The organism is Deinococcota bacterium (assembly GCA_030858465.1).
In the GTDB taxonomy this organism is placed as follows: Bacteria; Deinococcota; Deinococci; order Deinococcales; family Trueperaceae; genus JALZLY01.
Genome location: JALZLY010000368.1, coordinates 1 through 20,892, shown reverse-complemented (window position 1 = coordinate 20,892; position 20,892 = coordinate 1). Strand labels below are relative to the sequence as shown.

At 67.7% G+C, this 20,892-nt stretch carries 25 protein-coding genes, 1 pseudogene and 1 riboswitch; of the genes and pseudogenes, 17 read left to right on the top strand and 9 right to left on the bottom strand.

Annotation, left to right across the window (positions count from 1 at the left end):
- Positions 1–1,508, bottom strand: a 1,508-nt coding sequence (locus tag M3498_18195) for a dynamin family protein (protein ID MDQ3461198.1), incomplete at its 3' end; no start/stop codon positions are given.
- Between the two features lie 283 nt (positions 1,509–1,791).
- Between M3498_18195 and M3498_18190 the strand changes: the two genes are divergently transcribed.
- From M3498_18190 to M3498_18165, 6 genes are all read left to right on the top strand, one after another.
- A complete protein-coding gene (locus M3498_18190) occupies positions 1,792–2,169 on the top strand; it encodes a DUF309 domain-containing protein (protein ID MDQ3461197.1) in 378 nt (125 codons plus the stop codon).
- 4 nt (positions 2,170–2,173) lie between these two features.
- A complete protein-coding gene (locus tag M3498_18185; GenBank protein ID MDQ3461196.1) occupies positions 2,174–2,449 on the top strand; it encodes a PspC domain-containing protein in 276 nt (91 codons plus the stop codon).
- A 152-nt stretch (positions 2,450–2,601) separates the two neighbouring features.
- Positions 2,602–2,724: riboswitch (SAM riboswitch) on the top strand.
- Positions 2,725–3,000: 276 nt separating this feature from the next.
- Positions 3,001–4,257, top strand: coding sequence for an aminotransferase class V-fold PLP-dependent enzyme (locus tag M3498_18180; protein ID MDQ3461195.1), 1,257 nt, complete (start codon positions 3,001–3,003; stop codon positions 4,255–4,257).
- A 26-nt stretch (positions 4,258–4,283) separates the two neighbouring features.
- The gene (gene metX, locus M3498_18175) at positions 4,284–5,456 is read left to right on the top strand and encodes a homoserine O-acetyltransferase (protein MDQ3461194.1); all 1,173 of its coding nucleotides are present in this window, start codon (positions 4,284–4,286) and stop codon (positions 5,454–5,456) included.
- Positions 5,457–5,545: 89 nt separating this feature from the next.
- Positions 5,546–5,833: a hypothetical protein gene (locus M3498_18170; GenBank protein ID MDQ3461193.1), complete on the top strand. Its 288-nt coding sequence runs from the start codon at positions 5,546–5,548 to the stop codon at positions 5,831–5,833.
- The gene (locus M3498_18165; GenBank protein ID MDQ3461192.1) at positions 5,833–6,198 is read left to right on the top strand and encodes a DUF423 domain-containing protein; all 366 of its coding nucleotides are present in this window, start codon (positions 5,833–5,835) and stop codon (positions 6,196–6,198) included. Before M3498_18170 ends, M3498_18165 begins: the two co-directional genes overlap by 1 nt.
- Positions 6,199–6,276: 78 nt before the next feature.
- Here the strand turns inward: M3498_18165 and groL are convergent, their stop codons facing one another.
- From groL to M3498_18140, 5 genes are all read right to left on the bottom strand, one after another.
- On the bottom strand, positions 6,277–7,929 hold the full coding sequence (gene groL / locus M3498_18160) for a chaperonin GroEL (GenBank protein ID MDQ3461191.1): 1,653 nt from the start codon (positions 7,927–7,929) through the stop codon (positions 6,277–6,279).
- Between the two features lie 10 nt (positions 7,930–7,939).
- Positions 7,940–8,227, bottom strand: coding sequence for a co-chaperone GroES (gene groES, locus M3498_18155; GenBank protein MDQ3461190.1), 288 nt, complete (start codon positions 8,225–8,227; stop codon positions 7,940–7,942).
- A 206-nt stretch (positions 8,228–8,433) separates the two neighbouring features.
- A complete protein-coding gene (locus tag M3498_18150) occupies positions 8,434–8,763 on the bottom strand; it encodes an FUN14 domain-containing protein (protein MDQ3461189.1) in 330 nt (109 codons plus the stop codon).
- 47 nt (positions 8,764–8,810) lie between these two features.
- Positions 8,811–10,043, bottom strand: a complete 1,233-nt coding sequence (locus M3498_18145; protein MDQ3461188.1) for an ABC transporter permease — start codon at positions 10,041–10,043, stop codon at positions 8,811–8,813.
- A 64-nt stretch (positions 10,044–10,107) separates the two neighbouring features.
- Positions 10,108–10,863 carry an ABC transporter ATP-binding protein gene (locus M3498_18140; GenBank protein ID MDQ3461187.1) on the bottom strand — a complete coding sequence of 252 codons (756 nt, stop codon included), beginning with the start codon at positions 10,861–10,863 and terminating at the stop codon, positions 10,108–10,110.
- Between the two features lie 62 nt (positions 10,864–10,925).
- On the opposite strand from M3498_18140, the gene M3498_18135 reads away from it, so the two are divergent.
- From M3498_18135 to M3498_18120, 4 genes are all read left to right on the top strand, one after another.
- Positions 10,926–11,948, top strand: coding sequence for a pseudouridine-5'-phosphate glycosidase (locus tag M3498_18135; protein MDQ3461186.1), 1,023 nt, complete (start codon positions 10,926–10,928; stop codon positions 11,946–11,948).
- A complete protein-coding gene (locus M3498_18130; GenBank protein MDQ3461185.1) occupies positions 11,941–13,290 on the top strand; it encodes a DUF4115 domain-containing protein in 1,350 nt (449 codons plus the stop codon). Before M3498_18135 ends, M3498_18130 begins: the two co-directional genes overlap by 8 nt.
- A gap of 137 nt (positions 13,291–13,427) precedes the next feature.
- Positions 13,428–14,582, top strand: a complete 1,155-nt coding sequence (locus tag M3498_18125) for an ABC transporter permease (GenBank protein ID MDQ3461184.1) — start codon at positions 13,428–13,430, stop codon at positions 14,580–14,582.
- Between the two features lie 7 nt (positions 14,583–14,589).
- On the top strand, positions 14,590–15,282 hold the full coding sequence (locus M3498_18120; protein ID MDQ3461183.1) for an ABC transporter ATP-binding protein: 693 nt from the start codon (positions 14,590–14,592) through the stop codon (positions 15,280–15,282).
- 260 nt (positions 15,283–15,542) lie between these two features.
- Here the strand turns inward: M3498_18120 and chrA are convergent, their stop codons facing one another.
- Genes chrA through M3498_18105 form a run of 3 tightly spaced genes read right to left on the bottom strand, consistent with a single transcriptional unit; the run spans position 15,543 to position 17,260 of the window.
- Positions 15,543–16,778, bottom strand: a complete 1,236-nt coding sequence (gene chrA, locus M3498_18115) for a chromate efflux transporter (GenBank protein MDQ3461182.1) — start codon at positions 16,776–16,778, stop codon at positions 15,543–15,545.
- A gap of 6 nt (positions 16,779–16,784) precedes the next feature.
- Positions 16,785–17,111: a rhodanese-like domain-containing protein gene (locus tag M3498_18110; protein MDQ3461181.1), complete on the bottom strand. Its 327-nt coding sequence runs from the start codon at positions 17,109–17,111 to the stop codon at positions 16,785–16,787.
- Entirely contained in the window at positions 17,108–17,260 is a 153-nt protein-coding gene (locus M3498_18105) for a hypothetical protein (protein ID MDQ3461180.1), read from the bottom strand. The genes M3498_18110 and M3498_18105 overlap by 4 nt, the downstream gene beginning before the upstream one ends.
- A gap of 60 nt (positions 17,261–17,320) precedes the next feature.
- Between M3498_18105 and M3498_18100 the strand changes: the two are divergent.
- The 7 genes and pseudogenes from M3498_18100 (at position 17,321) to M3498_18070 (ending at position 20,729) form a co-directional block, all read left to right on the top strand.
- A pseudogene (locus tag M3498_18100) lies at positions 17,321–17,560 on the top strand (DUF1684 domain-containing protein).
- An 88-nt stretch (positions 17,561–17,648) separates the two neighbouring features.
- A complete protein-coding gene (locus tag M3498_18095) occupies positions 17,649–17,906 on the top strand; it encodes a GIY-YIG nuclease family protein (protein ID MDQ3461179.1) in 258 nt (85 codons plus the stop codon).
- 18 nt (positions 17,907–17,924) lie between these two features.
- Positions 17,925–18,182 (top strand): AbrB/MazE/SpoVT family DNA-binding domain-containing protein, encoded by a 258-nt coding sequence (locus M3498_18090; protein ID MDQ3461178.1) that lies wholly within the window; start codon positions 17,925–17,927, stop codon positions 18,180–18,182.
- A gap of 9 nt (positions 18,183–18,191) precedes the next feature.
- A complete protein-coding gene (locus M3498_18085) occupies positions 18,192–18,512 on the top strand; it encodes a type II toxin-antitoxin system PemK/MazF family toxin (protein ID MDQ3461177.1) in 321 nt (106 codons plus the stop codon).
- Positions 18,513–18,587: 75 nt separating this feature from the next.
- Positions 18,588–19,352, top strand: a complete 765-nt coding sequence (pgeF, locus tag M3498_18080; protein MDQ3461176.1) for a peptidoglycan editing factor PgeF — start codon at positions 18,588–18,590, stop codon at positions 19,350–19,352.
- Between the two features lie 70 nt (positions 19,353–19,422).
- A complete protein-coding gene (locus M3498_18075) occupies positions 19,423–20,055 on the top strand; it encodes a Uma2 family endonuclease (GenBank protein ID MDQ3461175.1) in 633 nt (210 codons plus the stop codon).
- Between the two features lie 29 nt (positions 20,056–20,084).
- Positions 20,085–20,729 (top strand): nucleoside triphosphate hydrolase, encoded by a 645-nt coding sequence (locus M3498_18070; protein ID MDQ3461174.1) that lies wholly within the window; start codon positions 20,085–20,087, stop codon positions 20,727–20,729.
- The last annotated feature ends 163 nt before the right edge of the window (positions 20,730–20,892 follow it).

The following is a 20,892-nucleotide window of genomic DNA, read 5'->3' as shown; positions in this document are numbered from 1 at the left end:
CGCTTGGCCTTTTGGCGGCGGTTGGGCAAGATGAACAGGCCCAGGCCGGCCAAGGTGAGGCCGGCCATGATGCCGGTGATGTCGAAGGCCAGACCCGACACGAAGGCCACCACCGCCGCGCCGATGCCGATGCCGCCGATGCCCAGGAGGCCCGACTGCACCACCGCCGCCTGAAAGGCCTCGGCCAGGCGCCGCGACTCCTTCTCTTCGTCGTAGCCCTTCAAGACGTCCTCGGCGCTCCGCCTCAGGTTCCTGATGAGCGCCTCGCGGTCGTAGGCGAAGCGCCCGCCGATGTCGCCCATCACCCGCTCCTCGCCCGCCCGCCGGCGGTCGTTGACAAAGGCCATCACGTCCTCCCAGAACTGCAGGTTGCGGTCGATGTACCAGTCGACCAGGGCGCTCACCGCCCGCTCCATCTCCTTGTCGGCGCCGCGGATCACCTTGAGCGTGAACTCCTCGCTGACCTTGTCGCGGCGCCACACCAGGTCGGCCATGCGCCCCAGTCTGACGGTGTCGTCGAAAAAGGCGTCGCCGCGCCGCTCGACCTCCAGGAGGACCATCTTGATGCGGGTGAGGTAGCTCTCGAACTCGCGCGCCATGTCCTTGCGGTACTGGCCGAGTTGCCGATCGACCTCCTCCAGGGTGCGCTTGTCGTCCTCTAACAGTTCAAGCTGCTCAGCCACCGCCACCTGGTACTTCTGGGCCAGACGCCGAGCCACCCCCAGGGGGGTCAGCATCTTGAGCTTGAGGCGCTCGCCCTCGGCGAGGTGGTCGTGGATAAAGCGCTCGAGCTCGAGCAAGCCGGTCTTGGCGAGCGCGCCGGCGTCGCGGGCCTTTTTGGCTCTGAGGGCGCGGCGGCCGTAGACGCCGAAGACCCGCGGGGTGACGTTCAGGTTCTCTCTGGCGTGACTGCTCACGTAGGCAAGGACCTTCTCGCGCTCGTCCTCGGTCTCCAAGATGTCGAGCTTGTTGACCACGATAACGATCTTCTTGCCCCAGGAGGCGATGAGCTCCAAGAACTTGCGCTCGGACTCGGTGAAGGGCCGGTCGGCGCTGGTCACGAAGAGGACCAGGTCGGCGCGCGGGATAAAGCGCTCGGTCAGCTCCTGGTGGTGGGTGATGATGGCGTTGGTGCCGGGGGTATCGACGAGCGCCAGGTTCCTGAGGAGCTCGTGGGGGACCTCGCGCCGGAGGACGAAGTCGCTCTCTTGGACCTCGCGTGGGGTGTCGCCGTAGCGCAGGATGTGGATGCGCTCGGTCGTCGGGGTGACGCCCTCGGGTAGGATATCGGCGCCCAGGAGCGCGTTGAGAAAGGTAGACTTGCCCGAGTTGTACTCGCCCGAGACCACCAGCATAAAGATGCCCTCGAGGTCTCTTAGGGCCGTCTTGAGGTCATGGATGTCGTCCCTTTCGGCGTTCACCCGGTCGAGCAGACTGCGCAGGTCGGCCACCACCGCGCGCTCGCGGCTCAGGAGCTCGCGCGTCGGCTCGTCGAGGTTGAAATCCATAGGCGCTAGAATAGCATTTTGCTTCATGAGCCCCCTTGGACACTTGGACTCTTGGACAACCCGATGACGAGGCCACCCCTTGCTTCGCGGACATGCTGTGATAGCATATATAGCATATTCAGTCTCTGGAAGCGGATTTCTCCGAGGTCTTTGCACACCACCGTTTCCCGAAGGAGGGCTAGGCAACGGATGGAGCAAACGAAGCAGTTTGGCGACGTGACCTGGCCGATGCTGACGCCGCCACCTTTTTCGTCGTGATCGGCTAGTGGCGGTGGAGACGGCGGTGAAGATAGCGGTGGAGCAGGCCTGGAGCGAGGGCGTCCGCCTCTTCGACAGCGGGGCGTTCTGGGAGTGCCATGAGGCCCTGGAGCCGCTGTGGATGGCCGCCACAGGGCTCGACAAGGACTTCTACAAGGGTGTCATCCTCTTGGCGGCGGCGCTCCACAAGGCGCGGCCCATGGGCAGCGCCCGCGGCGGTCGCCGCAACTACGCCAAGGCGCTGGTCAGATTGGCGCCCTTACCCGATCATTACCACGGTGTAGCGGTAAGGGAGCTCGAGGCCGTCGTCCACGCGGCCCTGCGCGACCCCGCGCTCGAGCCGCGGCTCCCCCTGCGGGGTCGCGGGAAGGAAGGCGGCGAGGGGAGCGGCTTGCTAGACTGAAGGGGTGCAAAACAGACCCGAAAAACGCGACGGCCTCCTCCACGAACAGCGGCGCGCCCGCCGGCCGCAGACCACCGCGCGGCTCAGAAGGTCGCGCCGGGACCGCGTCCTCTTGGGCGTCCTGGGCGGCGTCGCCGAGTTCACCGGCCTGCCTCCCCTGTGGCTGCGCGTGGGCTACGGGCTCAGCGTGGCGGTGAGTGCCGGGGTGACGCTGGCCGCTTATCCCGTCCTGTGGCTGTTGCTGCCCGGACCAGCGCCGGATGAAGCCGCCGGAACCTGAAGACGTTGCTTGTCCAGCTCGGCTCGTCCACAAGCCGCCATTCACGTCCAGGACCGCTCCGCTCACCGACCTCCGGCCCTGACCCTGCTTGCATGTAGTATCGCGGCTGTGCTTTAATCATCTCGCCACCCCGCGAGCTTAGGCTGTGGCGGCACTTATCGAGAGCGGTTGAGGGACCTGGCCCTGAGACACCGCAGCAACCAGCCTTCATTCAGGCGGGTGCTAAATCCAGCCGGAGGGGGCGTCACGATGACGCGCATCCGGAAAGATGAGGCGGAGAACGCCTCGAGACCGCGAGCCATAGGTCAGGCCCACTAGGGCCTAAGGGCTAGTGCCCTTAACCACTAGGGCCTAAGGGCTAGTGCCCTTAACCTAGCGGACAAGGAGGCGAAGATGACGGTCACACCCGTCACAACCCAGCGAATGCCCAGCGCGGCCTGACGGTTTTTGGCCGCTGGTCGCTTGCTGCCTCTCGCGCCCGGGCGCGGAGGCGTCTCGTGCTTTTTATCTTCTCTCAACATTTTTATCCTCTCTCAACAAAGGAGCCCCTCATGGCCTACCGCTTCGAAACCCTGCAAATCCACGCCGGACAGGACCTCGAGCCGACCACTAGGTCCCGCGCCGTGCCCATCTACGCGACCAGCTCCTTCGTCTTCGAGAGCGCCGAGCACGCCGAGGACCTCTTCGCGGGCAAAAGGAGCGGCAGTCAGTACGGGCGGATGCACAACCCGACGGTCGAGGCCTTCGTGAGGCGGCTCGTGGCCTTGGAGGACGGCGCGGCGGGCGTCGCCCTCGCCTCGGGCCAGGCGGCTACCACCACCATACTCTTGACGCTGGCCTCTCCCGGCGCCCACCTGGTCTTTTCCCGGGAGATGTTCGGCGGCACCTTCGCGGTGGCGACCAAGCTTTTGGAGCCCTGGGGCTGCCACACCAGCATGGTCGAGCCGGTGGTGGACGCCGTCGCCGAGGCTATCCAGGAGAACACCGTGGCGGTCTGGCTCGAGACCATCGCCAATCCGAGCGGCTCGGTCCCGGATATCGCCGCCATTGCCGCCCTCTGCCGGGAACGGGGCGTGCCCTTGGTGGTCGATAACACCTGGGGCTGCGGCGGCTATCTCTGCCGGCCCCTGGCGCAGGGCGCCGACATCGCCCTTCACTCGGCGACGAAGTGGATCGGCGGGCACGGTACCTTTATCGGCGGCGCCGTCGTCGAGGCGGGGCGCTTCGACTGGAACAGCCCCAAGTTTCCGGCCTTTTCAAAGGCGGACAGTCGCGGCCGGAGCTACCTGTCGCGGGGCGGCGACACCGCCTTTACCAGCCGCGCCCACGACCTGGGGCTGTTTACCATGGGCATGACGCTGTCGCCCTACCACGCCTCGCTCGCCCTGCAGGGGCTCGAGACCCTGTCGCTAAGGGTGCGGCGCGCCTGCGACTCGGCCCTGGCGCTGGCAAGCTGGCTCGAGAACCACCCCAAGGTGAGGCGCGTCCTCTACCCCGGCCTCCCCTCGCACCCCTCGCATGAGACGGCCCAGCGCACGCTCCAAAACGGCTTTGGCGCCGTCCTCGCCTTCGAGGCTGGCAGCGAGGCGGCGGCGCGGACCTTTCTCGACCGCGTCCGCCTCGCCTCGCACCTCGCCAACATCGGCGACGCCAAGACGGTGGTCATCCACCCCTGGACGACCACCCACGCGGGCCTGCCGCCGGAAGCCAGGCGCCAGGCCGGGGTGACGCCGGAGCTGGTCAGGCTGTCGGTGGGCCTCGAGGACATTGGCGACCTCGAGGCCGACCTCGAGCAGGCCCTGGCCTAGTGGAGGATAGGCCTAGTGGAGGATAGATGGCGCGGACCCTGATCCACGAGACCTGGGGCGACCACGCCGCCCTCATCGCCCGCAGCGAGGCGGAGGCCTCGGGCAGCGTCGGCCCGGTGCAGCCCCGTCTCGTCGACGTGGCGACTTACCACGACCCGCTCACCTTGCAGTACGGCGGGATCTTGGCGCACGTCGCGGTCGCCTTTGAGACCTACGGCAGCCTCAACCGGGCGCGCGACAACGCCATTCTCCTCTGCCACGCCCTCACCGGCTCGGCGCACGCGGCGGGCCTCGGCGACGCGCGCGAGGTGCCCGGCTGGTGGGACCCGCTCGTCGGCCCCGGCAAGGCCGTCGACACCAGAGAGCACTTCGTCGTCTGCTCGAACATCCTGGGCGGCTGCTACGGCAGCACCGGCCCGAGCAGCCTGAACCCGAAGACCGGCCGGGCCTATAGGCTGGACTTTCCGCGTTACACGGTGCGCGACATGGTGACGGTGCAGCGGCGCCTCCTCGACAGGCTGGGCGTGCAGTCGCTCAAGGCCGTCGTCGGCGGCAGCATGGGCGGGATGCAGGTGCTCGAATGGGCGGCGATGTACCCGGGCTTCGTCCGCGGCATGGTGCCGATCGCGGTGGGCGCCCGGCACTCCGCCTGGGCCATCGGCCTGAACGAGGTCGCCCGCCGCGCCATCACCTCGGACCCCCTCTGGCGGGGGGGGGACTACCCTCAGGGGCGCCAGCCCGAGACCGGTCTGGGGCTGGCCCGGGCGGTCGCCATGCTCTCTTATCGCTCGTTTGACTCGCTCGAGAGCAAGTTCGGCCGCGAGCGGGTGAGCGCCTCGCGGGGGCTCCTCGAGCCGAGCTTCGAGATCGAGTCCTATCTGAGCTACCAGGGCGTCAAGCTGGTCAAGCGCTTCGACGCCAACACCTACCTCTACATCACCAAGGCGATGGACGACTACGACCTGAGCGAGGACCGCGGGCGGCTCGCGGAGGTGCTGAGGGGGATGCGCCTGCCCGCCCTGGTCATGGGCATCGACTCGGACGTGCTCTACCCCGAAAGCGAGCAGAAGGCGCTGGTAGAGGCGCTGCCCCGGGCCGACTACGCCTCTATCCGCTCGCCGCACGGCCACGACGCCTTTCTGATCGAGTTCCCGCAGCTCGCTGTGCGGCTCCGGCGCTTTTTGGGGTCGGTCGTGTAGCAGCGGGCGTGCAGCCAGGTTTCTCAGCCCTCTTTGTGTTACATATTTGGCTAAGGCGAAAGCTTTGGCTAAGGCGAAAGGAAGCCTTTATGAGTCCGAACAATCCCCAGACCATCGACGCCGCTATCGCGCAGCTCAAGGACTGCCGGGAACGCGAAGAGCAAAAGTATGGCGAGCAGGTGAAAGAACTCGGCCGCCTGAGCAGCGAGGCGCCCGCGCCCGACCCCTGCGTGGACGCCTTCAACAGGCTGGTGCAGGAGATTCTCGACCACGGCGGCAGCCACGACGAACTGGACCTCGGCGAGCTCCGCGAGGAGATCGGGCGGGTGATGGCCGTGCGCCGCCAGGCCAAGAACAAGGGAGGCCGGGGGGGCTGATGCGCCCCTCCCCGCTGCAAGCGGCGGCCCTCCTGGGCGGGCTGGCGGTGGCCTTCGGCGCCTTTGGTACGCACGCGCTCGAGGGCGTGATCGAGCCGCGGCGACTCATCACCTTCGAGACGGCGGTGCGCTACCAGATGTTTCACGCCCTGGCGCTCTTGGCGCTCGCCGCCCTGCCGAGGGGGACGCATAGGGCCGCGCCCTTTTTCCTCTTCGGCAGCCTCGTCTTTTCGGGCAGCCTCTACGGACTGGTCTTTACCGGCGCGGGCTGGCTCGGCGCGGTGGCGCCCATCGGCGGCGTCTCGATGATCAGCGGCTGGGCCGTGCTTCTCTTCACGGCGGCTCCGCGTCGTCCGCAAGATTAGAGGAAGCAAGAAAGGCGGCCCGAAGGCCGCCTGACTGTCTGGTTGAGCTGTCTGGTTGAGCTGTCTGAACGTGAGCGTCTAGAAGTCCATGCCGCCCATGCCGCCCATACCGCCCATGTCGGGGGCGCCGCCGGGGGCGCCCTTTTCCTTCTCGGGCTTGTCGGCGATGACCGCTTCGGTGGTCAGCAGCAGCGAGCCGATCGAGGCCGCGTTCTGCAGGGCGGCGCGGGTCACCTTGGCGGGGTCGACGATGCCGGCTTTGATCATGTCGTCGACGAACTCGCCGGTCTCGGCGTTGTAGCCGTAGCGGCCGTCGTTCTTGCCCTTGATGGCGTTGACGACGACGGAACCTTCGGCGCCGGCGTTCAAGGCGATCTGGCGGGCCGGCTCCTCGAGCGCGCGCATCAAAATGCGGGCGCCGGTCTTCTCGTCGCCTTCGAGGCTAGCGAGCAGCCCTTCGACCGCGCCGATGGCGTGGATCAGGGTGACGCCGCCACCGGCGACGACGCCCTCTTCGACGGCCGAACGGGCGGTCGAGAGCGCATCCTCGAAGCGGTGCTTCTTCTCCTTGAGCTCGGTCTCGGTGGCCGCGCCGACGCGGATCACCGCGACGCCGCCGGCCAGCTTGGCGAGGCGCTCCTGGAGCTTCTCGCGGGCATAGTCGGAGTCGGTGTTGTCGATCTCGCCGCGGATCGCCTTGACGCGGGCTTCGATGCCCTTGGTGTCGCCCTGGCCCTCGATGACGGTAGTTTCGTCCTTGGAGATGCGGATGCGCTTGGCGCGGCCGAGCATGTCCATCTTGGTGTTCTCGAGCTTGAGGCCGAGCTCTTCGCTGACCACTTCGCCGCCGGTGACCGAGGCGATGTCCTTGAGCATCTCCTTGCGGCGGTCGCCGAAGCCGGGGGCCTTGACCGCGGCGATGTTCAGGGTGCCGCGCAGCTTGTTGACGACCAGGGTGGCGAGTGCTTCGCCTTCGATGTCCTCGGCGATGATGAGCAGCGGCTTGCCGGTCTGGGCGACCTGCTCCAGGACCGGCAGGAGGTCCTTCAAGGCCGAGATCTTCTTCTCGTGGATGAGGATGTAGGCGTCTTCTAAGACCACTTCCATCGCCTCGGAGTCGGTGATGAAGTAGGGGCTAAGGTAGCCCTTGTCGAACTGCATGCCCTCGACCACGGTGAGGTCGGTGTCTAAAGTCTTCGACTCCTCGACGGTGATGACGCCGTCCTTGCCGACCTTGTCCATCGCCTCGGCGATCAGGTCGCCGATCTCACGGCTGTTGGCGCTGATGGCGGCGACTTCGGCGATGGCCTTGGAGTCCTCGATCGACTTGGCCATGGTGCGGATCTCTGCGACGGCCACTTCGACGGCCTTGTCGATACCGCGCTTTAGGGCCAGCGGGTTGGCGCCGGCGGCGACGTTGCGGAGGCCCTCGCGGACGATCGACTGGCCGAGCACGGTGGCGGTGGTGGTGCCGTCACCGGTGATGTCGTTGGTCTTGCTGGCGATCTCGATGAGCAGCTTGGCGCCGATGTTCTCCAAGCCGTTGGAGAGTTCGATGTCCTTGGCGACGGTCACGCCGTCCTTGGTGATGGTCGGCGAGCCGAACTTCTTCTCGAGGACCACGTTACGGCCCCTGGGGCCCAAGGTGACTTTGACCGCGTTGGCGACGGCGTTGACGCCGCGCTCCAAGCTGCGACGGGCTTCTTCTTGGAAAACTAGTTCTTTAGCCATGACTGCTCCTTTACTGGACGACCGCGTGAATATCGCGTTCGCTCAAAATCATCAGGTCTTTGCCGTCTAGGCTGATCTCGGTGCCGCCGTACTTGGCGAAGACCACGGTGTCGCCTTCTCTCACCTCGAGGTCGACGCGCTGGCCCGAGTCGAGCACCTTGCCCGAGCCGACCGCGAGCACCTTGCCGCGCTGGCTCTTCTCCTTGGCGGTGTCGGGCAGGACGATGCCGCTGGCGGTGGTGGTAGGCTCGTCGATGACCTCGACGACGACCTTATCGCCTAATGGTTTTAACTGCATGAATAGACCTCCGGGTTGTTGGTGAGGGCTTTGCCCCACAGATTTTTAGCACTCACAAGCCGCGAGTGCTAATTCCGCCTGTATTATTACGCTATCGCCAGGCAGTTGTCAAGTAGCTTGAGTCTCGAGGACTCAGATTAAGCCGGGGACGCCAAGAACTTGCCTTTCGCAGGCTAACACGGCCGCAGACCTCCGCTGTCGGCCCCCTAACCCTGGCGCAGGCCCAGGATCATGCTGGGGACGAAGGCCGCGGCAAAGGGCACGTTGGCGGTCAGGAGCTCGAGCAGACCCCGCCACGTCTGGTTCAAGGGCTCGGCGCCCAAGAGAGGGTCCATGCTCTCCTGGACGCGCGGCCAATCGATGCTCACAAAGCCGTAGTAGGCCAGGAGCTGAAGGCAGATGAAGAGCACGCCGAGAAGCAGGGCCATGAGCTTGCTCACCTTCTTGAGGGTGTAGCCCACCGCGAAACCGGCGAGCGCGCCGAAGGTGAGCTGGCCCAGGTAGGGCATGAGGCTGTCGAGGTCGGGCAGGTCCACCGCGAGAGCTTACCACGGCGCGTGCTTGCGCCCTTACTGTCGCGCCCTTACTGGTGGCGCAGAGCCTCGATCGGGTCGAGCCGCGCCGCGCGCCAGGCCGGCACCACCCCGAAAAAGACGCCGATTGCGGCCGACACGCCCACCGCCAGAAAGACGGCCGACGGCGTGACGACGGCGGGCAGGCCGAAGCCCCGCTGCAAGACCAGGGTGCCGAGCCAGGCGAAGAGCAGGCCCAGGGCCCCGCCGATCAGGCTGAGCACCACCGCTTCGACCAGAAACTGCAGGACGACATCGCGCCTCGTCGCGCCGATCGCCTTGGCGACGCCGATCTCGCGGGTGCGCTCGGTGACCGTCACCAGCATGATGTTCATGATGCCGATGCCGCCGACGAGCAGCGAAATCCCGGCGATGGCGGTGAGAAAGAGGGTGAGCACCTCGAACACCTCGCTGAAGGAGGCGATGACCTCTTGCAGCGAGCTGACCCTGAAGTCCTGGCTGCCGTCCCGGCGCTCCAAAAGCGCAGCCTGGACCCGCTCCTCGGTCGCCGCGACCTCGTCCGGGCTCTCGGCGCTGAGGATTATTTGCGCCACCCGCTCCGTCCCCGCCGCCGCCAGGGCCCGCCCGACGGGCAAGAGGGCGGTGGGACTGGCGCGCGCCTCGTCCGCGCCGCCCGGCCCCGCCTGGGCGAAGGGCGGCAGCACGTCCTCGACGATGCCGACCACGGTGAAGACCTGACTGAAGGCTTGAGCGCTCAGCGTCACGCGCATCCCGACGGCCTCCGAACTATTGGACGTGCCCAAGAGCGGCGCGGCCGCCGCCTGGTTGAGCACCAGCTCGTCGTCCCCGGCAAAGGCCCGGCCGGCCAGCAGGCGCTGGCGCGCCACCTCGAGATAGGCCGGGGTGGTGCCGACCGCCGCCAGCGTCAGGCTCGCCTCGGGCCCGCGCGCGGTCGCCGCCAGGGCGATGACGGGCGCGACCGCCGCCACCCCCTCGAGCTCCGCGAGTGCCGCGGCGTCCTCTAAGCTGAGCGTGCTGGCCGCGCCGGAGCCCGGCCCGAAGGTCAGCCCCTGGCCCCTGGGCGCCCCCGGCGTCACCGTGATCCTGGTCGAGCCCAGATCGGCAAAGGCGCCCGTCACGGTCTCGCTGACCCCCTGGCCGATGGCGATGAGCAGGACCACCGAGCCGATCCCGATGATGATGCCCAGCGAGGTCAGAAAGCTGCGCAGCTTGGCCGCCCGGATGTTCTCGAGCGCGGCCGCGAAGTAGTCCCCTAGCCTCATAGCAGCCTCATACCCCTAGCCTCATTCATACCTAGCCTCATAGCGGCCTTACGGCTTCCCGCCTTCACAGGGCCCGCGCGGCGCGCAGCGGCTTGGCCACCGCGCGATCCTCTCTGATCTCGCCGTCGAAGAGGCGGACGATGCGCCCGGTGTGGCGGGCGATGTCCTCGTCGTGGGTGACCATAAGGATGGTCGCACCGCCCTCGTTTAGCTCCTGCAGGAGCGCCAAGACGCTCTCGCCCGTCCTCGAGTCGAGGTTGCCGGTCGGCTCGTCGGCCAAGATCATGACCGGGTCGTTGACGAGCGCCCGGGCGATCGCCACCCGCTGCTGCTGCCCGCCCGAGAGTGCGCTGGGCAGGTGGTGGGCGCGGTCGGCGAGGCCGACCCTGCGGAGCATCGCCTCGGCGCGCCGCCGCCGCTCGGCCACGGGCACGCCGGCGTAGAGCAGCGTCATGGCGACGTTGTTCAGGGCGGTGGCCCTAGCGAAGAGGTTGAAGGACTGGAAGATGAAGCCCAGCTTCTCGCGGCGCAGGCGCGCGAGTTCATCGTCGCCCTTGCTGCCTACCTCCTCGCCGTGAAGGCGCAGGCTGCCCGCGGTCGGGCGGTCGAGCAGCCCGAGCAGGTTTAACAGCGTGGACTTGCCCGAGCCCGACCTGCCCATGATCGCCACGAACTCGCCCGCGCGCACCGTCAGCGAGAGGTCGCGCAGGGCCGTGACGGCGCTGGCGCCGGGGTAGGTCTTGGTCACCCCGCGCAGTTCGGTGATCGGCGCCGTCTCCTGACGAGCATGGTTTTCAGCGGTCGTAGGCTCGAGGGTCATAGCCTCAATAGTAAGGGCCGAAGTCTCAAAATTCCCATCACCTCGTTACGGTATAATGACATATGTCGTTTCGAATCTCTCCTGGCGCCTCCTCCGCCCTGGCCCGCGGCGAGGCCGTCGTGGCGCTCGAGTCCACCGTCATCACCCACGGCCTGCCGCGGCCGGAGAACCTGCGGCTCGCCCGCGAGCTCGAGGAGACCGTCCGCGCCGCGGGGGCCTTGCCCGCCACCGTCGGCGTCATCGGCGGCGAGCTCGTCGTCGGTCTGGAGGAGGACGAGCTCGAGCACCTCGCCGGGGCGGACGCCGACAAGGCCTCGCTCTGGAACCTCTCCGCGCTTCTGGCGAGCGGCAGGGACGCGGGCACCACCGTCGCCACCACCCTCTACGCCGCTCACCGCGCCGGCATCAGCGTCTTCGCCACGGGCGGTCTCGGCGGCGTACATCCCGAGCAGGGCGAGCAGGCTTTCGACGAGTCGGCGGACCTCGCCGCCTTGGCGCGCTATCCGCTCCTGGTGGTGTGCAGCGGCGCCAAGTCGATCCTCGATGTGGCGGCCACCTTGGAGAGGCTCGAGAGCTTGGGCGTCGCCGTCCTCGGCTACCGGAGCGACCGTCTGGCGGGCTTCTACAGCCCGGAAACGCGCCTGGCCGTGGCCGCCCGCGCCGACACGCCCGCCCAGGTGGCCAGGCACTATAGAATGCAAGCCGAACTCGGCCTGACGGCGTCCGTGGTGGTCAGCAAGCCGGTGTCCGCGGGGCTGGCCGAGGCCGAGCTGGCCGCCTGGCTGGCCCAGGCGAGGCAAGAGGCCCGTGAGGCCGGAGTGCGCGGCAAGCGTCTCACGCCCTTCCTGCTCTCCCGCTTGGCCGAGCTCTCGGGAGGCCGCAGCCTGGAGGTCAACCTGCGGCTGCTAAAGGAAAACGCCCGCCTCGCCGCCGAGTTGGCCCTGGCCCTGGGGGCGCGGATGGACGGGGCGGCAGGGCAAAGCGCGGCGTCCACAGTGGGCCATGAACGGGTGAACCATGAGCGGGTGAACCATGAGCGGGCGGGCCCTGAGCGGGTGAGCCCTGAGAGGGTGAGGGATGGATAACACGACGAGACAAGCTCCAAGACCCGACAGCGCGCGGCGCCTGGGCGACATCTTGCGCGAGACGCGCATCGCCAAGGGGCTCGAGCTCTCGGACGTCGCCGAGGTGACCCACGTCCGCAAGGAGTACCTCAAGGCGCTCGACGAGGGCCGCTACCAGGACCTGCCCGAGGACGTCTACGCCCGCAACTTCGTGAGGCTCTACGCCCAGACGCTGGGCATCAGCGACACCCAGCTCCTGGAAAAGTTCAAGCGCGAGCGTCACTCCGCAGCTCAGAGCGCGGGCCAGAGTGCGGGCCAGAGCGCGGGCCAGAGCGCGGCTCCCCCACCTCCCCCAAGAGCGCCGGTGATCGGCGCCGACCCCAACGTGGCCATCGCCAAGGCGCCCGCGAGGCAACCTTCACCGGCACCCGAGCGGGCGGCGGAGGAGCCGTCCACGGCTCAAGGCGAGACGCCCGGCGAGGCGCCCAGGCGCGCCCCCCGACCGGCGCCCCCCGACACGTCCGCCGTTACGCCTGGAGTCATCCCGGTGACCCGCCGGAGCTCGAGGGATACCACGCCGGCCAACACCATGCCGGCCAAGCTGCCGTCCAAGCTGTCGTCCAGCCTCGACAGGGACTTCTGGACCGGCGATCCCAGCAAGCGGCGCGGCAGTCCGCTCCTCTGGCTGCTCGCGCTCACCGTCCTGCTCGCCGCCCTCGGGGTCTGGTGGGCCGCCACCAACCTCCGCCCCGGCCCCGCCGAGGTCGCGCCCGAAGCGCCGCCCGGGACCACCGCTAGCCCCTCGATCATCCCGCTGGCGCCCAGCAGCGAAGCGCCGTCCCCGGCCGTCCCCGAGGGCGGCACCGCGCCCAGCAGCGTGACCCTGTCGATCTCTTCGACGCCGCCCGGCGCGGAAGTGAGCGTCGACAACTTCTACCTGGGCAACACGCCCTTGCAGTTTCCCATCCGCGCCCGCGAGAGCGGTGTGGTCCGGCTCAGCTTGGAGGGCCACGAGACGGCCGAGTTCAGCGAGACCCTGGCCACCGACCGCTCCTTCAACGTCGAGCTGCAGCCGCTTGCGGACGGGGCAGCGGAGGTGCCGGCGACGGCAGCGGGCGGCGAGGGCAACATCGTCATCACCGTCGAGTCGGCGCCGAGCTGGCTCGAGGTCTGGAGCGGCGGCGCGCGCAACGAGGGCGAGCGGCTCCTCTACACCACGGCGCAGCCGGGCCAGCGCTTCGAGTTCCCCCTGCCCGTCTACGTCCACGCCGGCGCGGCCAGCAGCATCCGCGTGAGCCTGAACGGCCAGTCCGCCGGCACCCTCGGCTCGGGCGGCGAGGTGGTGGGGCGGCTCTTTCGGTGAGGGGCAGTTTGAAGGTTAGAAGGTTAGAAGGTTGGAAGGTTCTGAACCTTCAAACTTTTGAACCTTTCAACCTTCCAACCCTCACCAATGCAGTGCAGCGCGACAAGCCCCAGCGCGCGATAGCGTAGACTTTGTCCGTGATATGGTTTCTCGCGCTCCGCTCGCTCGGTCAGCGCCTCGTCCGCACCTTTTTGACCACCCTGGGCATCGCCGTGGCGGTGGGCTCCACGGTGATCTTTCTCTCCCTGGGCGAGGGGCTCAGGCAGGTCTATACCGCGCAGCTCAGCGCGATCGGCCCCGACCTCCAGGTGAGCTACGGGCCCTTCGACGGGCTGTCGATCTCGGGCGTTCCCGAGCTGCCTACCGACTACATCGGCGAGCTCGAGGCCGAGGCCGACACCTACGGCATCACCGCCATCACCCCGCTCATCTTCTACGTCCGCGGCGGCCTCAACCCGGCGACCTCTTTTCTCTTCCAGGGCCTGCCCGCCGCCAAGCCCATCGGCGAGATCTACTTCGACTACGAGGTGCTCGAAGGCCGCAGTCTGAGCGCCGAGGACGAAGGACGGAACGTGGCGGTCATCGGCCAGAACGCCGCCGAGCGCGCCCGCGTAGGTCTAGGCGGCACCCTGCGCTTAAACCCGCAGAGCTCGTTCGAGATCGTTGGCGTCGCCAGAAGCGGTGGCAGGGTCGTCGACAACGCGGTGGTGGTGCCGATCAGCAGCCTGCAGGAGGCCATCGGCATCTACGACCGGGTGAACTTCCTGGCGCTCGAGCTGAGCGAGGGCTGGCGCGCCGCCGAGATCGGCGCGGCACTGGCAGGACGCTTTCCCGACCTGGGCTTTCAGACGCGCGAGGACGTCCTGGGCGTCATCAACCAGGCCATTCGCATCGGCGACGTGGTCAGGCTGGGCATCAGCGCCATCGCCCTGATCGTCGGCGCCATCGCGGTCGCCAACACCGTCCTCATGAGCGTCTTCGAGCGCACCAGGGAGTTCGGCCTGGTGCGCGCACTGGGCGCCAAGCCACGCTTTCTCTTCGGCCTGGTGCTCGCCGAGTCGGTGCTCTTAAGCCTCATCGGCGCGGCCGTCGGCGTGCTCCTGGGGCGGCTCGGCATCTTCGTGGTCAACAACGTGTCGATGGACCTGATCGGCTTGGAGGTCGCCGCCCTGACCCTGCGCCTCCTGCTCTTCGCGGTGGCCCTGGCTATCTTCATGGGCCTCTCCTCGGGCCTGCTGCCCGCCGCCCGCGCCGCGCGCATCCCCATCACCGTGGCGATGGCCAGGGAATAGCGGGAGCATGCTCAGAGCTGACAGGCTCTCCAAGGTCTACGCCAGCCCCGGCGGCGACGTGATCGCCCTTACGGACTTCAGCTTCACCTTCGCGGCCGGCAGGGTGACCGCCGTGATGGGGCCGTCGGGCTCGGGCAAGTCCACGCTGTTAAACCTCTTAGCCGGCTTCGACACCCCCTCGAGCGGCGAGATCTGGCTGGACGGCCGCAAGCTGACGGCCCTCAGCGAGAACGAGCGCGCCGAACTCCGCCTCCTCGAGTTCGGCTTCGTCTTTCAGTCCTTCAACCTGATTTCGGTTCTGAGCGCCGAGCAGAACGTGGCCTTTCCCGTGGGCCTGGCCGGCAAGCCGCCCGCCGAGCGGCTCAAGAAGGCGCGGGCGCTGCTGGCGCGCTTCGGCGTGGGCCACCGCGCCGGCTCTCTGCCCTTTCGCCTCTCGGGTGGCGAGCGCCAGCGCGTGGCGATCGCCCGGGCGCTGGCGAATGACCCCAAGGTGATCTTCGCCGACGAGCCTACCGGCAACCTCGATTCCAAGAGCGGCGGCGTGGTCTTGGCCGCGCTCCTGGACGTGGCGAGCGAGGGCAAGACGGTCATCGTGGTGACCCACGACCCGCGCCTGGCCGGGCGCGCCGACGTGGTGGTCGAGCTCGAGGACGGCCGGCTCAAGCCGTCAGCAAGGATCGCCGTTTCGAAAGCCGTGTGAGCGGGCAGGAGCGAGGAGAAGGGTGGAGGTGCGAGAGACTACCTTCCTTTTGCTCGCTCGGTTCAAGGCCCCCGATAGCCGCCCGCAGCTTCCCATCGCGGCGAGTTCTCAGGCACCCGTGCTCGCTATGGGGGTCTGTGGTCTTTGTGGTGGTCTTTGTGGTGGTCTTTCAGCGCCGCGCGCGCGTATCGCGGTAGCTCGTCACCATAGCCGGAATAAGGCAACAAATGTGAGCAGCGCGAGCAAAACAAGCTGCTCCGTCACAGCACCCTAGCGATGATTGCTGCCGCGGCGGCCGTAAGCACGACCACCAGCCACGGCGGCCACTTCCAGAACGAGAGCACCAGGAACGCACCTAACGCGAGAGCGAAGTCGACGGGTCGGAAGATGGCGCTCGTCCACACCGGACTGTAGAGCGCCGCCAAGAGGATGCCGACCACCGCGGCATTAACGCCGCGCAAAGCCGCCTGGACGGGCGACAGGGCGCGGAGCCCGTCCCAGAAGGGCAGGACGCCGATGAGCAGCAAGAAGGACGGCACGAACACGGCCACGAGCGCTACCGTGGCTGTCCACAAACCGGCAAAGCCCGGCTGCATCACCGCGCCCAGGTAGGCGGCGAAGGTGAAGAGCGGCCCCGGCACCGCCTGCGCCGCGCCGTAGCCCGCGACGAAGGTCTCGTTGTCCACCCAGCCGGGCGGCACCACCTCGGTTTGCAGGAGCGGCAGGACCACGTGCCCGCCGCCGAAGACGAGCGAGCCCGCCCGGTAGAAGGAGTCGAAGACGGCTAGGGGAAAGCTCGCTGAGGCTTCCCTCAAGACGGGCAGGACCAGGAGCAGGCCGAAGAACAGTGTGAGCAGCAGGGCGCCGACGCGCCGCTTGATGCGGTAGTGGCCGTGCTTCTGGGGGATGAGGGGCTCACCGGGCAAGAGACGCCAGCCGATGAAGCCGCCCGCCAAGATGATGAGCACCTGCCCCAGGCTGGTCGGCCAGGCGAGCGCGGCGATAGCCGCGAGGACTGCAACGGTGATGCGCGGCCGGTCGGGCGTGAGGTTCGTCGCCATGCCCCAGACCGCGTGCGCCACCACCGCGACCGCTACGATCTTGAGCCCTTGCAGCCAGCCCGCCTCGCTGATGTCGCCAATCGCGCTCACCCCAAAGGCGAAGGCGATGAGGGCCAGGGCTGAGGGAAGCGTGAAGCCGAGCCAGGCCGCGAAGCCTCCCCACACTCCGGCTCGAGCCATGCCCATGCCGATGCCTACCTGCGAGCTGGCCGGGCCGGGCAGAAACTGGCAGAGCGCGACGAGGTCGGCGTAGCTCCCCTCGTCCGTCCACCCCCGGCGCACCACCAGTTCGTCGCGGAAGTAACCCAGGTGAGCGATGGGCCCACCGAAGGAGGTCAGCCCGAGTTTGGTGAAAGCAGCCAGGACCTCGACAAACGAGCCCTGCGGCCCCTCAGGGCTGCGCGCTTCGGTCGTTGCTGTTTTTGTTCCGGCCATGAAACCTCAGCACTCGTCCTTGGCGATCGGCAGTTCCTCCTGCCACTTTAGAAAGCTGCCGTCCAGGACGCGCGCCTCGTAGCCCTTACCCAAAAGGAGCGCGGTCACGCGTTCGCCGCGCGAAAGGCCGGGGTGCTGCATGTTGCAGTAGGGCACCACCGGGCGGTCGCGGGGAATCTCCTCCAGACGCGCTTCCACTTCATCCATGGGGATGTTGACCGCGCCGGGCACGTGCCCGGCCGCGTACTCGTCGGTACCGCGCACATCGAGAATCAAGGGGGCGTTCTCTTCTGCCAGCCTTGTCTGCACGTCCTTTGGGGTGATAGCTTTCATCGCTCGCCCTCTCCTTCTACTTGGGGCTCAGCCAATCGCGTTGGTCCCTGGCCCTCCAGCACCTCGTCTACCAGTTCCCTGATCTTCTCGCGGACCTCCTCGGTACGCTTGTGGAGCGCTTCGTCGACGGAAATTTGGGTCCGTGGCATGGTATTATCCTACTGCTTGACGATAATAGCCACAAGGTTCGTTGCGTTGCCCTATGAGCCATGCTGAGACCTTCCCCAAGCGCTTTGGCGGCCTCCTCCACTTTCCGGGGAGCAAAGCCTGCGCGCTCACCCTCTTCGCCGGATGCCGCCGCGCCCGAGGGGCTCTTCGTCTTCAGGGACGTGACGAGCGGCTCCGAGAGGGACGCTGCCGGGCCTTACCTCGAGGCCGGGCGTCAGGAGAAAGGGCGGGTCTTCGATTTCAACTGCGCCTGCAAGCCCTTCCGCGCCTACTCGAGACGCTACCGTCGCCCCTTGCCGCCCGCCGAGAACGTCCTGCCGGTCCTCGTTTGGGCGGGGGAAGCTAGCAGGCGGGCGGCAAGGCGTGACGATGTGGCACGTCTACATGCTCCGCTGCCGCGACGGCAGCCTCTACACCGGCGTGACCACCAATCTGACGAGGCGCCTGCGGGCGCACAATACCGGCTTGGGGGCGCGCTACACCCGCGCTCGTCTGCCCGCCACGCTCGTCTACAGCGAGCCCTGCCTGGCGCGCGGCGAGGCCTTGCGGCGCGAGCGGCAGCTCAAGCGCCTGTCCAGGGTGGTCAAGCTCCGGCTGCTGGGGGAGACGCCCGTAGAGGCTAGCTAGTTACGCTACAATTACGCTATGGCAGCACTCATTCAGATCGGTAACTCTAAAGGCGTTCGTATCCCCAAAGCCCTGATCGAGCAGGCAGGCCTCGGGAATAGCGAACTGGAACTCAAGGTAGTGCGGGGCGGTCTGTTGATCAGACCTGTTAAGCAGCCACGTCAGGGCTGGGGCGAGGCCATCAAGGCCGCCGTGGAGCGTGGTGAGGTCACCTACGACCAGGAGTGGTTGGGGGCAGACTTAGACGGCGACCTCGACACCTTCCCGAACTCCTAGATCTCTAGGATGCACGTCAACCGTTTTGAGGTCTACCGCGTCAACCTAGAGCCTGCCAAGGGCAGCGAGATGAACAAGCTTCGCCCTTGCGTGGTGGTATCGCCCGACGAACTCAACCGCTTGGCAACGGTCATCGTTGCCCCCTTGACGAGTCGAGGTTTCGAATTCCCGAGCAGGGTTCCCTGTACCTTTCAGGACAAGCAGGGCTTGATCCTCCTCGATCATCTACGTGCTGTCGACAAGATGCGTCTAGGAGACTTGCTCGGCTCTATTGAGGTGGAGAGCCAGCGGGAGGTCTGCGAGACCTTGCAGGAAATGTTTGCTTACTGATTCGAACCGTCTATGGTGACAGCGCGCCACTCTGGAATTCTGCGACACGCCCTAGCTAGAGGCTAGACTGGAACCATGACGCGGTCTCACACGGTCTCTCTCATTCGGGCGCCCAATCTGGGCGCGCCCCACGGTTTCAGCACCCGTCAGGGCGGCGTCAGCGAGGGCGCCTTCGCCGGCCTCAACCTGGGCCTCAGCAGCGGCGACGAGCCTGAGCGCGTCGAGGAGAACCGGCGGCGCTTTTTGGCGGCCCTGGACGCCGTTCCCGAGAGGGTCTGCGGGCTCAGCCAGGTCCACGGCGCCCGCGTCCTCGAGGCCGCGCCCTGCTGGTTCGAGGAGGAGGCCGACGCCTCGGTGAGCGACGACCCGGGGCTGCTGCTCGTCGTAGGCGCCGCCGACTGCTTTCCGCTGCTCTTTTACGACCCGCGCGGGGGCGCCGTCGGTGCCGCCCACTGCGGCTGGCGCGGCTCTTTAGAAGGCGTCGCGGCCGAGGTCGTGGCGCACATGAAAGGGCGCTACGGCTCGAGGCCCGACGATGTCCGCGTGGCCATCGGCCCGGGCATCCGCGGTCCCTGCTACCAGGTCTCCGCCGAGGTCGCCGAGGGATTTCTGGCGCGCGGCTTTCCCCCTGCGGTGGTCGCGCCCGACGGACCCGGGCACTACCGCCTGGACCTGGCAGGGGTCAACCGCGCCGCGCTCATAGCGGCCGGCGTACGGGCGGCGCACATCTGGGACAGCGGTCTCTGCACCCACTGCGACGCGACGCGCTTCTACTCGCACCGGCGCGACAGGGGCAAGACGGGCAGGCTGTGGGCGGCGATTCGCCTAGCCAAAGGCTGAGCACTCGAGCCCGGACGCCGTGACATGCGCGCGCGCCTGGAGTTTAGAATGAAGACCGACGGGAGTTCTCATGGCGGATATCAAGCCAAAATCGGTGGCGGCGGTCGTGCCCTCTTCACCGCGCAAGATGAGCTACGAAGCGTTCCTGGCCTGGGCGGACGAGGATACCCGGGCCGAGTGGGTTGACGGTGAGGTGATCGAGTTGAGTCCGGCGTCCAAACGTCATCAACTCTTGGCGAACTTCTTGGCGGCGCTGCTCCAGCACTTTGTGGAGGCGCGTGGCTTGGGCGTGGTGATTGCCGCGCCGTTCCAGATGAAGCTCGGGCCGGAGGGGCCGGGGCGCGAACCGGACGTCCTCTTTCTTAGCCAAGCGCACTTGGGCCGCCTCGAGGACACCTACCTGAACGGCCCCGCCGACCTGGCGGTGGAGATCATCAGCCCCGAGAGCCGCGCACGCGACCGCGGCGACAAGTTCTACGAGTACGAGCAGGGGGGCGTCCGCGAGTACTGGCTGATCGACCCCATCCGCAAGCAGGCGGAGTTCTACAGCCTCGGCGAGGACGGCATCTACACCGCCGTGCCCACGGGTGACGGCCTCTTCCGCAGCACCGTTCTGCCGGGCCTGGCGCTCGAGCCGGGGTGGCTGTGGCAAGAGCCCTTGCCGCGCCTCCTGAGCGTCCTCAAGGTCTGGGGTTTGGTCTAGGCCTTCACCGGGCGCGGTAGACTGGCGCCATGCAACGTCTCTTGGAGATCATGCGCCGCCTGCGCGCCCCGGACGGCTGCCCCTGGGACCGCGAGCAGACCCACCTCTCGCTCCGGCCCTACCTGCTCGAGGAGGCCGCCGAGGCGGTGGACGCCCTGAGCGGCGGTCATCCGGCGGAGGTGGCCGACGAGCTCGGCGACGTGCTCTTGCAGGTGGCCTTTCACGCGGTCATCGCCGAGGAGGCGGGGACCTTCAGCTACGACACCGTCGAGACGGCCATCGTGGACAAGCTCCGGCGCCGCCACCCGCACGTCTTCGGCGACGTTCGAGCGGACACGCCGGCCGAGGTGCTCGAGAACTGGCAGGCGCTCAAGGCCAAGGAGGGACGGCTAGGCTCCGAGGTGCCGAGCAGCCTGCCCGCGCTCATGCGCGCCCAGCAGCTCGGCCACAAGCGGGGCTGGCCCGCGGGCTCAGCGCCAGGGCTCGAGGCCGCGCTGGGGGCGCTCCATGAGGCCTCACCCGTGGTGGCCGAGCGCGCCGTGGGCGAGCTTCTCCTGGCGGCCGTGGACCTGGCGCGCGGCGTCGGCGTCAACGCCGAACTGGCCCTGCGCGAGGCGACCCGGCAGCGCGAGAAGGCTGGAGAATCTGGACCCCGAAAGAGTACGGGCGCGTGACCGACACGTGAGCGACCAGCAGTGAGCAGCAAGGGCGCTCTGAGGCGCATGAGGGAGAAGGTCGCGGCGCGGCCTCACGCCTCCCTGAGTGTCCCCGAGGTTAGGTCATCGCCACTAGGCGAAGGGTCTGGTGACCCTAACCTTAGGTCATCGCCACCTGGTA

Bases quoted from the DNA above. Each gene is read 5' to 3' on its own strand.
- M3498_18180 (MDQ3461195.1), top strand. From the start codon at position 3,001: ATGGCCTACCGCTTCGAAACCCTGCAAATCCACGCCGGACAGGACCTC.
- metX (MDQ3461194.1), top strand. From the start codon at position 4,284: ATGGCGCGGACCCTGATCCACGAGACCTGGGGCGACCACGCCGCCCTC.
- M3498_18170 (MDQ3461193.1), top strand. From the start codon at position 5,546: ATGAGTCCGAACAATCCCCAGACCATCGACGCCGCTATCGCGCAGCTC.
- M3498_18165 (MDQ3461192.1), top strand. From the start codon at position 5,833: ATGCGCCCCTCCCCGCTGCAAGCGGCGGCCCTCCTGGGCGGGCTGGCG.
- groL (MDQ3461191.1), bottom strand. From the start codon at position 7,929: ATGGCTAAAGAACTAGTTTTCCAAGAAGAAGCCCGTCGCAGCTTGGAG.
- groES (MDQ3461190.1), bottom strand. From the start codon at position 8,227: ATGCAGTTAAAACCATTAGGCGATAAGGTCGTCGTCGAGGTCATCGAC.
- M3498_18145 (MDQ3461188.1), bottom strand. From the start codon at position 10,043: ATGAGGCTAGGGGACTACTTCGCGGCCGCGCTCGAGAACATCCGGGCG.
- M3498_18140 (MDQ3461187.1), bottom strand. From the start codon at position 10,863: ATGACCCTCGAGCCTACGACCGCTGAAAACCATGCTCGTCAGGAGACG.
- M3498_18135 (MDQ3461186.1), top strand. From the start codon at position 10,926: ATGTCGTTTCGAATCTCTCCTGGCGCCTCCTCCGCCCTGGCCCGCGGC.
- M3498_18130 (MDQ3461185.1), top strand. From the start codon at position 11,941: ATGGATAACACGACGAGACAAGCTCCAAGACCCGACAGCGCGCGGCGC.
- M3498_18120 (MDQ3461183.1), top strand. From the start codon at position 14,590: ATGCTCAGAGCTGACAGGCTCTCCAAGGTCTACGCCAGCCCCGGCGGC.
- chrA (MDQ3461182.1), bottom strand. From the start codon at position 16,778: ATGGCCGGAACAAAAACAGCAACGACCGAAGCGCGCAGCCCTGAGGGG.
- M3498_18110 (MDQ3461181.1), bottom strand. From the start codon at position 17,111: ATGAAAGCTATCACCCCAAAGGACGTGCAGACAAGGCTGGCAGAAGAG.
- M3498_18105 (MDQ3461180.1), bottom strand. From the start codon at position 17,260: ATGCCACGGACCCAAATTTCCGTCGACGAAGCGCTCCACAAGCGTACC.
- M3498_18095 (MDQ3461179.1), top strand. From the start codon at position 17,649: ATGTGGCACGTCTACATGCTCCGCTGCCGCGACGGCAGCCTCTACACC.
- M3498_18090 (MDQ3461178.1), top strand. From the start codon at position 17,925: ATGGCAGCACTCATTCAGATCGGTAACTCTAAAGGCGTTCGTATCCCC.
- M3498_18085 (MDQ3461177.1), top strand. From the start codon at position 18,192: ATGCACGTCAACCGTTTTGAGGTCTACCGCGTCAACCTAGAGCCTGCC.
- pgeF (MDQ3461176.1), top strand. From the start codon at position 18,588: ATGACGCGGTCTCACACGGTCTCTCTCATTCGGGCGCCCAATCTGGGC.
- M3498_18075 (MDQ3461175.1), top strand. From the start codon at position 19,423: ATGGCGGATATCAAGCCAAAATCGGTGGCGGCGGTCGTGCCCTCTTCA.
- M3498_18070 (MDQ3461174.1), top strand. From the start codon at position 20,085: ATGCAACGTCTCTTGGAGATCATGCGCCGCCTGCGCGCCCCGGACGGC.